The sequence below is a fragment of the Pseudoalteromonas atlantica genome (assembly GCA_007988745.1).
In the GTDB taxonomy this organism is placed as follows: domain Bacteria; phylum Pseudomonadota; class Gammaproteobacteria; order Enterobacterales; family Alteromonadaceae; genus Pseudoalteromonas; species Pseudoalteromonas atlantica.
The window spans coordinates 22,676-36,065 of the sequence record BJUT01000003.1; the positions used below are offsets into that span (position 1 = coordinate 22,676).

Annotated in this window: 12 protein-coding genes; 9 read left to right on the top strand and 3 right to left on the bottom strand. The window is 40.2% G+C overall.

Features of this window, described 5'->3' with window-relative positions; translation table 11 throughout:
- The first annotated feature begins 7 nt into the window (after nt 1–7).
- The 6 genes from PAT01_RS02865 (at nt 8) to PAT01_RS02890 (ending at nt 3,782) form a co-directional block, all read left to right on the top strand.
- Entirely contained in the window at nt 8–742 is a 735-nt protein-coding gene (locus PAT01_RS02865; RefSeq protein WP_055254146.1) for a 1-(5-phosphoribosyl)-5-[(5-phosphoribosylamino)methylideneamino] imidazole-4-carboxamide isomerase, read from the top strand.
- Nucleotides 724–1,503, top strand: a complete 780-nt coding sequence (gene hisF / locus PAT01_RS02870; protein WP_006793443.1) for an imidazole glycerol phosphate synthase subunit HisF — start codon at nt 724–726, stop codon at nt 1,501–1,503. Before PAT01_RS02865 ends, hisF begins: the two co-directional genes overlap by 19 nt.
- Nucleotides 1,494–2,108, top strand: coding sequence for a bifunctional phosphoribosyl-AMP cyclohydrolase/phosphoribosyl-ATP diphosphatase HisIE (gene hisIE / locus PAT01_RS02875; RefSeq protein WP_006793442.1), 615 nt, complete (start codon nt 1,494–1,496; stop codon nt 2,106–2,108). Before hisF ends, hisIE begins: the two co-directional genes overlap by 10 nt.
- Before the next feature lie 123 nt (nt 2,109–2,231).
- Nucleotides 2,232–2,726 (top strand): lipoprotein, encoded by a 495-nt coding sequence (locus tag PAT01_RS02880; protein ID WP_138577191.1) that lies wholly within the window; start codon nt 2,232–2,234, stop codon nt 2,724–2,726.
- Entirely contained in the window at nt 2,727–2,912 is a 186-nt protein-coding gene (locus tag PAT01_RS02885; protein WP_024031736.1) for a DUF1289 domain-containing protein, read from the top strand.
- A gap of 63 nt (nt 2,913–2,975) precedes the next feature.
- On the top strand, nt 2,976–3,782 hold the full coding sequence (locus tag PAT01_RS02890; protein ID WP_154944699.1) for a glycosyltransferase family 25 protein: 807 nt from the start codon (nt 2,976–2,978) through the stop codon (nt 3,780–3,782).
- An 8-nt stretch (nt 3,783–3,790) separates the two neighbouring features.
- Here PAT01_RS02890 and PAT01_RS02895 read toward each other — a convergent pair whose 3' ends face one another.
- From PAT01_RS02895 to PAT01_RS02905, 3 genes are all read right to left on the bottom strand, one after another.
- Entirely contained in the window at nt 3,791–5,062 is a 1,272-nt protein-coding gene (locus PAT01_RS02895) for an O-acetylhomoserine aminocarboxypropyltransferase/cysteine synthase family protein (protein WP_138577195.1), read from the bottom strand.
- A 313-nt stretch (nt 5,063–5,375) separates the two neighbouring features.
- The gene (locus PAT01_RS02900; RefSeq protein ID WP_138577197.1) at nt 5,376–7,448 is read right to left on the bottom strand and encodes a sensor domain-containing protein; all 2,073 of its coding nucleotides are present in this window, start codon (nt 7,446–7,448) and stop codon (nt 5,376–5,378) included.
- Between the two features lie 144 nt (nt 7,449–7,592).
- Nucleotides 7,593–9,383 carry a M61 family metallopeptidase gene (locus PAT01_RS02905; RefSeq protein ID WP_138577199.1) on the bottom strand — a complete coding sequence of 597 codons (1,791 nt, stop codon included), beginning with the start codon at nt 9,381–9,383 and terminating at the stop codon, nt 7,593–7,595.
- A 203-nt stretch (nt 9,384–9,586) separates the two neighbouring features.
- Between PAT01_RS02905 and PAT01_RS02910 the strand changes: the two genes are divergently transcribed.
- The 3 genes from PAT01_RS02910 to xni all read left to right on the top strand — a co-directional run bounded on the left by PAT01_RS02910 (nt 9,587) and on the right by xni (nt 13,329).
- Entirely contained in the window at nt 9,587–11,122 is a 1,536-nt protein-coding gene (locus PAT01_RS02910) for a GGDEF domain-containing protein (RefSeq protein ID WP_138577201.1), read from the top strand.
- A 79-nt stretch (nt 11,123–11,201) separates the two neighbouring features.
- On the top strand, nt 11,202–12,545 hold the full coding sequence (gene ppnN / locus PAT01_RS02915) for a nucleotide 5'-monophosphate nucleosidase PpnN (RefSeq protein WP_138577203.1): 1,344 nt from the start codon (nt 11,202–11,204) through the stop codon (nt 12,543–12,545).
- Nucleotides 12,546–12,555: 10 nt separating this feature from the next.
- Complete coding sequence (gene xni, locus PAT01_RS02920) at nt 12,556–13,329, top strand: flap endonuclease Xni (RefSeq protein WP_138577205.1); 774 nt, start codon at nt 12,556–12,558, stop codon at nt 13,327–13,329.
- Nucleotides 13,330–13,390 lie beyond the last annotated feature (61 nt).

Sequence of the window (13,390 nt, forward strand, 5' to 3'; positions counted from 1 at the left end):
ATTATTTGTGATTATTCCAGCATTAGACGTATTACAAAATCAAATTGTTCGTTTATACCAAGGTAAGTACGACACCGCTCAGTTTTACCCTTTTGAGCTTGGCGCACGTTTAAAAGAATACGCCGACAGCGGCGCAGGTAAATTGCACCTTGTAGATTTAGAAGGCGCACGCGATCCAAGTAAAAAACAGTGGCAACATATTCAAGCTGCAACTAAAGCGCTTAACGTACCGTATCAAGTGGGCGGCGGTATTCGCTCAGAGCAAGATGTAAGCGATTGGCTAAAAGCCGGTGCTAACCAAGTTGTTATTGGTTCTATGGCGGTAGAAAAACGCGAGCAAGTAAAAGCCTGGATTGAACAATTTGGCGCCGAGCACTTTGTTATTGCCCTTGATGTAAATAAAACAGCCACTGGCTGGGCACCTGCTACGCACGGTTGGTTAAGTGAATCTGAGTTTGGTTTACTTGAGCTTGTAGATTTTTATGTAAGCTTGGGCGTTATTGACTTTTTATGTACGGACATCAGTAAAGATGGCACCATGACCGGCCCATCGTTTGAGCTTTATGAAGATTTAAGTCGCCATAACAGCAGCATTAAAGTGCAAGCTTCGGGTGGCGTAAGCTCACTTGATGACATTAAAAAGCTTAAAGAGCTGGGCGTAGGAGGCGTTATTTTAGGTAAGTCACTACTTGATGGCGCATTTAGTGTTGAGGAGGCGTTGGCATGTTATCAAAACGCATAATCCCGTGTTTAGATGTAAAAGACGGCCAAGTAGTAAAAGGCGTTAAATTTAAAGGCCACGAAATAGTGGGCGATATTTTAACAATGGCAAAAGCATACAGCGATGCCGGCGCCGATGAACTGGTTTTTTATGAAATCAGCGCAAGTGTTGAAAAACGCCTACTTGATGTAAATTGGGTAGAGAGCATTGCCCGCCACATCGATATTCCATTTTGTGTGGCTGGCGGTATTAAATCGGTAGCCGATGCAGCACGTGTACTAGAGCGTGGCGCTGATAAAATAAGTATTAACAGCCCTGCTATTGCCCGCCCTGAGCTTATAAAAGAGCTGCATGATGAATTTGGTAAGCAATGTGTTGTTGTAGGTATTGATAGCTTTTACGATGAAGTGACCGGCGAATACTTAGTGTATCAATTAACCGGCGATCCTAATGCATCAAGCCGTACACGTTACAAAACCGAAGAATGGGTTAAACGCGTACAAGACTTAGGCGCAGGCGAAATTGTTTTAAACTGTATGAACCAAGATGGCGTACGTAACGGTTACGACAATGAGCAGTTAAGTAAAATGCGCGCATTATGTAATATTCCTTTAATCGCATCAGGCGGTGCAGGCAGTATGCAAGACTTTGTTGATGTATTTAAACAAAGCGAAGTCGATGGCGCATTAGCAGCAAGCGTTTTTCACAAAAATGTGATTAACATTGGCGAATTAAAACAATTTTTAACTGATAACCAAGTGGCAGCAAGACTATGCAAGTAACACAACAAAACCAAACTCAAGTAGATTTTGCTAAAAGCGAAATGATCCCTGCGATTGTTCAAGATGCTCGCTCTGGTGTTATTTTAATGCAAGGCTTTATGAACAGCGAAGCACTAAAGGCGACGCTTGAAAGTAACAAAGTAACCTTTTACTCGCGTTCGAAGTCACGTTTATGGACCAAAGGTGAGTCATCAGAAAACTACTTAAACGTAGTATCGGTGCATACCGATTGTGACTACGACTCAATTTTAGTACTGGCTAATCCAGAAGGCCCAACATGTCACTTAGGCACACAAAGCTGCTTTGGTGATGACGCAAAACCTAGCCTAAGCTTTTTAGCGCAATTAGAAGATGTGATTGTTGAGCGTAAAAACGACGACCCAGCAAAAAGCTACACCGCTTCATTGTTTGCTAAAGACTTAAGCCGTAGCTGTCAAAAAGTAGGTGAAGAAGGCGTAGAAGTAGCGCTTGCTGCAATGAAACACGATAACGATGAACTTACTAACGAATCGGCTGATTTAATTTATCACCTTACTGTATTGCTACAACGCCAAGGCTTAGCCCTTGAAGACGTTGTAAAATGCCTACAAGGTCGCCATAAATAATACAGCTGCTTTGTTTTAGCGCATTTACAGGCCCATATTTTATGGGCCTTTTTACGTTATGGTATTTATTTTTTTACATAGGTTGCGTATGGTGCAGCTTATCTAATTCTTTTAGCGTTGCTTATGAATAAATCAATTATCACAGCCTTATCCTTATTGGTATTAACAGGTTGTGTAAGCCAAAAAGCCCCTGCGCCCAAAATAGTAAAAACGCAAAACACGTGTAGCCCACTAAACACATTACTTAATGCGCACGCTAATGGCTTTAATGCAGTAAAAGCAAATAAAGTGGGGAATGATTTTATAAACCAGTGGCATGCTAATACCCATTTTATAGGCAATACCTGCACCATTACTCAACATAATAAGCAGTTTAGTTATCAATGCACGAGTGAAAACAAACAAGCCCATGCCACAAATCTACATATACAAACAGTGGATAAAATACGTCAATGTGTAGCGTCACAAGGCTGGTACGAAAATACGAAAGAGTCAGCAACTTCAATCAGTAGTAACTTTGTTTTGGATGAAGCTCACCCAGTTATCACCTTATTTACCTCTCAAAGCAGAACGCGCTATATTACCCGTTTTGAAATTGCTCCACCGCTAGGAAATTAAATGCAAAAACCCACACACTCAAACACTAAGTTAAAAACAGACTGTTTAGGCATATGTGAGCGCCGCAGCGGTTATTGCACTGGCTGCGGGCGAACTAATGAAGAAATATTTGATTGGATCATCCTCAGCCAAGAAGAAAAAAACGCCATTTTAGCGCAGCCGCGAGCTGACTTAAAAAAGCCATAAATTTGCCACTTGCGTGTAACAGCCCCCCTTTAGTATTGCTAAAAACGGTAGGGGGTGAACATCATGGCAGCATTATTTGTAATAAACTTAGCGCGCTCCGCGCAGCGACTCGCAAATACTCAAACGCAACTGGCACGTGTTAACTTGTCATTTGAACGAATTGATGCCGTAGATGGCGCACAATTAAGTACACAACAAAAGTTCCTACATTACAGCCCGCAATTGAATAAACAGCAGTATCACTATCCGCTAAGCAATGGCCAAATTGGCTGCTATTTAAGCCACCGTAAAGCATGGCAAAAGATAGTTGATGAAAAACTAGATTACGCGATTGTGCTCGAGGATGACTTTTATATTGATGAGAGCATTCATAATGCGATAAAAAATATTGAGCAGCTACAGCAGCCCTGGCAGCTTATTAAACTCGCCGCTTATGAAAACCGCACTCGCCCTATTGCCTATCAGCAAAACCTAAATAACCACCAGCAATTAGTCATACATAAAAAGCTAATGACCGGCTGTTGTGCTACGGCAATAAGCTATGAAGGGGCTAAGCAATTACTTAAAGCCACAGTTCAATTTGGCCGCCCTGTAGATTGCGACTTACAGCATATTTGGGAAACCCACGTAAATGGTTTTTCGCTTATGCCATACCCTGTTTCGCAAAATACAGACATACAGAGCGATATTGCAAGCTGCGCTACTAAAACCAAGGTTAAAAAAGCTTTTTTTAAACGTAAGTTTCAACAATTACACAGCGGCGTTTTAAATAAACTTTATACAAATGCATTTATAAAACAAACCAAGCAAATTAAACCTAATAAAAAAGGCGCTACAAAAGCACCTTCTTTACTCACGCAAGGTTCTTAATTTTATAACTATGCTTTATCGAGCGCTTGGCTTACATCGGCAATAATATCGGCAATGTTTTCAATACCGACTGATAGGCGAATTAAATCACGGCTCACACCTGCGTTTGCAAGCTCTTCATCATTTAATTGGCGGTGCGTGGTTGACGCTGGGTGACAAGCCAGCGATTTAGCATCGCCAATATTAACTAAACGCAGGATCATATTAAGCGCATCAATAAAGCGCGTGCCTGCTTCAAGGCCGCCCGCGATACCAAAGCTTAAAATGCCTGAGGCTTTACCACTGGTGATTTTTTGGCTCATTGCATTATGTGGGCTTGATGTTAAACCAGCGTAGTTAACCCAAAGTACTTTAGGGTGATTTTCTAAGTATTCAGCCAGTTGCTGCGCGTTTTCGCAGTGACGATCCATTCGTAAACCTAAGGTTTCTAGGCCAATTAAAATGTCAGATGCGTTTTTGGGCGCAAGTGCTGCACCGGTATTTCTAAGTGGCACTACTCTACAACGACCAATAAAGGCTGCTTCTGCAAAGGCATCGGTATAGACCACATTGTGATAAGACGGATCGGGCTCATTCATCATTGCAAAGCGTGTGGCATTGGCTTTCCAATCAAATTTACCTGAATCAACAATCATACCGCCAATAGCTGTACCGTGTCCGTTTATATACTTTGTCAGTGAATGAACCACTATATCGGCACCTAACTCAAATGGGCGGCATAAATACGGGGTCGCAACGGTATTATCAACAATAAGTGGCACCCCTTTACTATGAGCAATGTTAGCTAAACGCTCAATATCGACAATATTACCTGCCGGGTTACCAATGGACTCACAAAATACTGCGCGGGTATTATCATCAATCGCGTCTTCAAAGGCGCTAAAATCATCAGCTTTAATCATGCGAGCTTCAATACCTTGGCGCGGTAACGTATGGGCAAATAAGTTATATGTACCGCCATATACTTGGCTGGTGCTCACAATATTAGTGCCTACTTCACACAAGCATTGAATAGCATAGGTAATAGCTGCCATGCCTGAGGCTACCGCTAGCGCACCAATGCCCCCTTCCATTGCAGCAATACGCTGTTCAAGCACCGCATTGGTTGGGTTCATAATACGAGTATAAATATTGCCTGGTACTTTTAAGTCGAATAAATCAGCGCCATGCTGCGTATTATCAAACGTGTAAGATGAGGTATTATAAATAGGCACTGCTGCTGATTTAGTGGTTTCTTCAGACTCGTAACCATGGTGCAGTGCTAATGACTCTAGTTTCATAATTATTTCCTTCAATATTGTGATGATTAAACCTAGCATCATTAGCTTATAAAATGCACATGAATTAAATTAATGAATTATGAGTGTCAGGGGTATTAAAGTTTGCGGGATGAGTTTTACTCAATCTAGTGGGTGTTTTATTTAACTACGTAGGTTTTGTTTTATCTAAATACCAAAGCAGTAGCAGTAAAGCCTATCATATTAATGCGTAGCGTTATTTGGCTAAAGGGTTTAAATACTAAATGCGGTGGGCGCCTCAATTTACGCTATTTAAAGCTCAATGGGTCTAGGTTAACACTTATAATAAATGTACTTATAACGCTTTAAAATCAAGTAACTGTACCGCAGGCAGCGGTTTACTAAAATAGTAACCTTGAATCAAATCGCAATTTAGCTCGGCTAGTAATTTTTGTTGTGCTGATGTTTCTACGCCTTCAGCTACCACACTTAAGCCTAAGCTATGCGACATTGCAATTGTGGCTTTAACTAAGCTGTAGTCTTCTTGGTTTTCGGTAATACCACAAATAAAGCTGCGATCTATTTTTAATACCTCAAACGGATATTGCCTTAAATAGCTAAGCGATGAGTAGCCTGTGCCAAAGTCATCCATGGATAGTTTAATACCGAGCTTATTAAGTGCATACAATGACTCTGTAATATTGGTTTGTACGCTCATTAACACACCTTCAGTTATTTCAAGCTCGACATTTTTAGAACTTACTCCGGTTTTTTCTAACGTGCTTGCTATAAAACTTAGCAGCTCTGAATCTCTAAATTGGCTTGGTGATAAATTAATTGCCATGCTGTAGTTTTGTTGAGAGCTTGCCTGCCACTGCGTTAAAAATGCTAATGCCTGCTCAATAACAAACTTTCCAATTGGAATAATTAAACCTGTTTGCTCTGCTAACGGAATAAACTCATCGGGCATAACCTTACCAAGCACACTATTGTTCCAGCGTAATAGCGCCTCAGCCCCAATTATTTTAAGTGTTTTAGCATCGCATTTAGGTTGGAAATACAATTCAAATTCATTTTTTTCAAGAGCAACATGCATCTGCTCTTCTATTGCTAACCGCCTTTTTATGGCGGTATTCATTTCGCTGGTAAAGCAGGCGTAGGTGTTTCTGCCAAGCGCTTTTGCTTGGTACATTGCTGTGTCTGCATGGCGTAATAAATCAGAGGCTGTTACCCCATTATCAGGGTACAAAGCCACGCCAATACTTAACGTTAATAACAATTCGCGACCATCTATTTCAAAGGGGGTTCTAAAGCTTTTAAGTAAGCGTGTAACAATCTCGTCTAGCTGTTTTTTACTGTGTAGCTCTGGTTGTAAAATAATGAATTCATCGCCCCCCAACCTGCCTACGGTCGCGTTTTCATTAACTATTTGGCTCAATTTATTAGCGGCGCTGATAAGTAATGAATCGCCAATTTCATGCCCGAGTGTGTCGTTTACTTTTTTAAAGTCATCTAAGTCGATAAAAATAACAGCGGCTAAAGTGTTTTTTTCGCTCGCAGTGTTAATTAGCTGAGTAAGTCGTTTTAAAGAATTAAAACGATTAGGGAGTAGCGTTAAGCTATCGTAATAGGCTTGTTTACGTATAAGTTTGTTTGACTCATGCTGCTCTGTTATGTCGCGAATTATCACCATTACTTGGTCTGAATGATGTAAATAACTCACTCGCGCTTCGAAATACAACACGCCTTTGGGTACTAAAAGTTCGTATTCAAAGCATACATTACCTTTGTGAATTAACAGCTCTTGAATATTGTCTTTAAACATTTTGGCTACAGTATAGGGCAATACGCTAAACATCGATTTATTTAAAAATTGCTCAGGCTGTAAATGTAAGTTGCTCAAATCATTTGCATGGTAATCAACTATGGTGCCATCCGGTTTGAGTAAAAAGTACAAATCAGGAATGGCTTCAAATACTTTTTCGAGCATCTGCTGTTTATCCATAGCTTGCGCTTGTGCTTGTTTTACATCGCTCAAGTCTATGTCTATGCAGTACATCTGTTTTACCCCATGCTGATTTGTAAACATAACATGGCTTGAAAACACAGTAACATTGCTGCCATTTTGATGCTGTAATGTAAGCTCAGCCGCGGGTATTTCGATATCGTTTATGAGCCACTCACGATGAGCATCTATAACCGCATCTTGCATTGGAGGTGGGATAATTAAATCTTCTAGTTTTTTTCCGGTTGCGTATTCCTTTGTATAGCCATAAAGCAGTTCACTGCCTTTATTCCAATAAATAACGCGGCGCTGCTCATCGTATCCTTGCACAGAAATACTGTGTATCGCATCAAATAACTGATGCAGCGGATCGTTAAGCACAAATTGATGTGAGAGGATTTGAGTGGTTTTTAATGACTTCATTTATACGCAACCTAGAGTCGTTATTAACACAATAATAGGACGTACTCTTAAAATTAGCACTTTTAGGTTGGTTTTTAAGTGATATACCTTTGCATAAGATATAAAAAAAGGAGCCAAAGCTCCTTTTTTTAAACGCTATTATGATTAATCAGCTTGCACATTAATCGGGTGCTCTACCCCCACCCATGCTTTAAATAAAGCGCGTTGAGATAACGTTGCATTTTTATCAGCAACCACCTTTTTAGGTTTATCATAATCTTGCGATAAAATGAGGGTTGTCGATTGAAGTGCATCGCGACGAATAAAATCGATAGTGACTTTTTCACCCGCTTTAAATACTTCTAAGCTCGATTTTAAATCTTTTCCTACATGCTGCTTGTTAACCGCCACAATTTTATCGTCTGTTGTGAGGCCCGCCTGCCATGCTGCTCCGCCTCTGCGAACGTGGCTAAGCGTTAATAACTCACCGCTATTTTTTGCAGTGGCATCAATGCTTGCTAATGGCTTAGCGCTCTCAGGGCGAGTAAGCTTTAAGCCAACTTTACCTAATAAAGCATCAAAATCGATATTAGCTGGGGTGCTCACGTTATCGTGCCACCACGTTGTGTAGTCTTCACCTGTTAGCTCTTTTAATATTGCCAGTACATCTTGCTCAGTAAACCCTTGTGGTAACGTGTGCTTGTTGTATAAAGCATTGTGTACTTGGCGGTAATTAACTTTTGCCTGGGTTGTTTCTAATAAATGTATATCTAACAACATAGAAAGCAATGAGCCTTCTAAATATATATTGGTGCTGTAATTACGCGCGTGGTCGCCGCCTTGGTTTATCCATTTATCAAAGCTTGTTTCGCTGGCACTTTGTACTTCTCGACCCGGTGTTTGTAAGTGGCGATTAATCGTTTTACTCATCACTTTAAAAAACTCATCGGTGGTTTCTATGCCTGAGCGCACTAATAGATGATCTTCAAAGTAGCTAGTAGAACCTTCCGAAATCCATAATAAATTTGAGTAGTTCATGTTGGTGTAATCATAAGGCGCCAGCCCTTTAGGGCGGTAAGCTTTTACATTCCAAGTATGAATAAATTCATGCGCGGCGGTACTTATAAAGCCTAAGTAGTCTTCGCGGCTACCAAAACGATTCCGTGGGCGCTGTATAATGGTTGAGTTTAAATGCTCAGTTGCCCCGCCAGCACCCGATGTAGCATGCACCATAAATACATAACGCTCATACGGGTAGCTATTCCAAATAACATTACCTGTGGTGACTAATTTTTTTAAATCAGTAAGCATTAGTTGCTCATCGTAGTTGCCTTCGCCCCATATAACTAACTCGTATTGGCGGCCATCTACTTCAAATTTATGAAGTTTGTTAATTCCTGTCTCTATTGGTGAGTCTACCAGTACATCGTAGTCTGCGGCTTTAAAACTGTGTTTATTACTCGCATTTTCCATACCTGATACAGAGCGCCACGCTTTTGGCACCTTTAAATCTACGGTAACTGGTTCTTGGCGAAACGATTCACTAAACATAAAAAAGCCAGACGCATCAATAAAGGCATGGCTATCATCTATGTGGCGTGCACGTTTACCTAACTCGTTTGCATATACTTGGTAATCAATATTCACGTGTGTTGGCTCAGCTAAATGCACTCGCCATGTGCTGTGATTAATTTTTTCCCATTTTAATGCATTGCCATTGTCGTCTGTGGCCGCAAAGTAACGTACCCCATTGGCTAAGTTTAATATTTCGTAGCGACCAGTACGCCATGCAGGCAATTTAACATCGATATGCGATTGCGCCGACTTTGGAAACTCTACACTTACATTACCTAAATGATGTTGTGGCTGTGTAATACTTAAAGAATAATTTACATCGGCTAACGCAGGGGCTGCACAACAGGCCGCTAACATTGACAGGACTAAACGCTTTTTCATAATGACTCAAGGTTACTTATTATTTGAAATAAGCCTAACAAGGCATAAATTAAAAGTGAATTAAAAACGACAAACAACCTAATAGCTCAGTTTACATGCAAGGTCTAAGTAAAAATGCTAAGTTTTTAATTAGATAACTACACTTAATATGATTTTGTTGTAAACTGAAGGTAATGTAATTAATACAATGGCGGTATGCTTAGGTGTCTGAAAACTCTAACGCTGTAGATAAAAAGTTAAAGCAAGCAATTGAAGCAAGGGTAGCCATTGAAAATGCGCGTAAGCTCCAAGTTGATACTTTATCAAATCTAACTGCAAAATTGTCTTTAAGCTGTAAAGGGCTTGATATTGAGCTTGATAATAAACTCGCCAAATTTAGAAGTTCGCTAAATAAAGGTGTTGGGTTTGAAATATTATCCCCTTTAATAGATGACATTTTATTGTTACTGCAAAACCAAGAGGCGTTACAAACAGCCCATCAGCGAGAGCTGTTTTCGAGCGTACAAACAGCCGGTAAGCTTTTACAAAAAACCAAAGGCTTACCAGATGATACCCGCCGCACCTTAAGACATTTACTCGACCACGAAATTAATAATGTACAGTCTACGCACGACTACATCCCGATATTAAATCAGCTTATTAACTTTTATCACCATGCTTTGCATAGCAAGCTTTCAATCACGGATGAAACAAGTACCAATGCTTCTCCTCGTATGGCTAAAAAGCTGTTAGAGCTTGCAAATGAGCTGGTGTTAGAGGATGAATCGACTGAACAAATTAAACAAATAAAAAATACAATTACCGAAAACGATAATTTAGAAGCCCTGCTGCAAGCTGCTTTAAATATAATAAGCGTCGTGGTCAAAAATATCAGTAAAGAGCGCCAATCGGCACAAAGCTTTTTAGTCTCGCTTAACCAAACATTAGAAGAGTTGCACTCATCAATTGTATCTACCAGCCAGCACTCTAAATCAATGGGTGAAGAGTTCGATACACTAAATAAACGTATTGAAGGAAAAATAAAGCATTTAAACGAGCAAACCCAATCTGCTACGTCTATTTCCTCTTTAAAAGAATTAGTTGATAACGAGCTAAAATCACTCAGCCAAGACTTTATTGCTAAAGAGCAGCTAGAAAGAAAAGACCGCGAAACGCTGATTGCCAGCTTTGATGAAATTAACGAGCGAATTGGCAGCTTAGAAGGCAAACTAACCAAATATAAAAAACGCCTAAACGAGCAACGCTTTAAAAGTTTACTCGACAGCCTTACAAAACTTCCTAATAGAGCGGCTTTTGATGAACGTTACAATCACGAGCTTCACTTATTTAATGTCCAAGCCTCGGATGTTACCCTAGTGGTTATTGATGTGGATCACTTTAAGTCAATTAATGATAGATTTGGTCATACTGCAGGCGATATAACCTTACAAGTTATTGCAAAGGCGCTGCAAAAATCAGTAAGGCAGTCTGATTTTATAGCCCGCTACGGCGGAGAAGAATTTGTACTACTTATGCCTGGGCTTTCGTTGTTAAACGCAGCGCAGCCGCTTGAAAAACTTAGAAAAGTGATTAAAAATATTCCTTTTAAATTTAGAGAAAAAGAAATAGAAATCACCATTTCGTTAGGCGCTACACAATTTAAAAAAGGCGATACACCGCTCAAAGCATTCGACAGAGCAGATGACGCCCTTTATGAAGCAAAGAAAACGGGTCGGGATCGCCTTTGTATGAGTAAATAATGTCATAATTCTCAATTAGTTTGAGTGCTAAAGTAGATGACATGCAGTTTTTACATTTTAAGCAGCAAGGAGAATGCCGATGTTAATACAGTTAAACCCGACTGGGGTTTTAGATTTACTGTCACAATTGGAAGTTGATTTATTAGAGCAATCTTCAGCCAGTGAACGTTATCGACTTTTTAGAAACTGTGCCTTAGCCGTCCTTAATGTAGGCAGCCACACAGACGCAAGTAATGAAATTTACGACAAATACCAAGACTTTGATATTCGTTTAGTCAGTCGCGAGCGCGGCATTAAAATTGAGTTAGAAAACCCTCCCGAAACCGCCTTTGTTGATGGCGAAATAATTACCGGTATTCACGAGCATATTTTTTCGGTGATCCGCGATATTTTATTTATTTGCCAAAAGTACGAAAAAGATCTTAAAGAACAAAAAGCCATTACCCACATGGTATTTGATATGCTTAGAAACGCCGGGGCGCTGCGCGTTAACAGCGAACCAAATATGGTTGTGTGTTGGGGTGGACATTCAATTAACGAAATAGAATATAAATACACAAAACAAGTAGGTTACGAGCTTGGCTTACGTGGTTTAAATATATGTACTGGCTGCGGCCCAGGGGCAATGAAAGGCCCGATGAAAGGTGCCACTATTGGCCATGCTAAACAACGTATTAGCGAAAACCGTTATCTTGGTTTAACCGAGCCTAGTATAATTGCCGCAGAGCCGCCAAACCCTATTGTAAATGAGCTGGTGATTTTACCCGACATTGAAAAGCGCCTTGAAGCATTTATTAGAACGGCGCATGCAATTATTATATTCCCAGGTGGTGCAGGTACTGCAGAAGAATTACTTTATTTATTAGGTATTTTGCTGCATCCAGATAACGAAAAACAGTGTTTGCCTGTTATTTTAACCGGCCCTAAAGAAAGCGAAGCATACTTTAGCGAGTTATGTAAGTTTGTAGAGCTAACATTAGGCAAAGAAGCCCTTGATAAGTTTGAAGTAATCATTGATGATCCAGCGCTAGTAGGGCAAAAATTAAAATCAGCTATGGCAAATGTACGTAATTACCGTAAAAGCCAAGGCGATGCCTACTACTTTAACTGGACACTTAAAATCGATAACGATTTTCAGCAACCTTTTGCACCTACGCACGAAAACATGGCAAGTTTAGATTTGCACCTAGAACAGCCCAAGCAGCAATTAGCGGCTAATCTACGTAGAGCGTTTTCGGGGATTGTTGCTGGCAATGTTAAAGATGAAGGCCTACGCGCTATAAAAGCACATGGACCTTATGTGTTAAGTGGTGAGCCTGATTTAATGAAAGATATGGATAAACTATTACAAGCATTTGTAGACCAAGGTCGTATGAAGTTACCCGGTAGTAAGTATATCCCTTGTTATGAAATAAAAGCATGAGTTTGACTATTTGAAACCCCATTTACTTTTAATTGATGCGCTTAATTTAATTAGGCGCATTTACGCAGTTGACGCTAACCAAACACACCATAGTGAAGAGCAGATGCTAAAGGCCAGTTGCGCGCGCGTAGCACATGCTTGCAAAAAGCTTTTACAGTCAACAAATGCCACTCACGCTATAGCTGTTTTTGATGGCGACAAAAGCTGGCGCTACCACTTTTATAAGCAATATAAACATTCTAGGGCCCCCATGCCCGACACGCTTAAAAATGCGCTGCACAACTTTAAAGAAGCTATAGAGCAAACGGGCATCGTTGTATTTGAACCGCTCAACGATGAAGCCGACGATATCATAGCCACCTTAGCCGACAAAGCTGCAAAAAATAAGATAAACAGTACCATTGTTTCTACCGATAAGGGTTTTTTACCTTTTTTGAACGACTATATTTGTGTGTACGATTATTTTAAAAAGACCTACCTAGATTGCGACAGCATTGAGCAGCGTTTTGGTATTGAGCAAAGTAAACTTATTGATTTTTGGGCCTTAGCGGGTGATAAAACTAACGATGTACCCGGCGTTAAAGGCATAGGGACTAAATCGGCTCAGCTTATTGTAAATACCTACGAAAGCATAGATAGCGCCATAGAAGATGATGCCCTATCAAGCAGTATTCAAAAAAAGCTAGTTGAGCAAAAAGACATGTATGTTATTTCTAAACAATTAGTCACTTTGCGAACAGATATACAGCTAGGTTTTAGTTTAAAGCAGTTAAGGTTGCATTAGTCGCATGTTGATAGCACTGTTTAAGCGTACAACATATACTCACTTTATTGTTGCGAGTGTG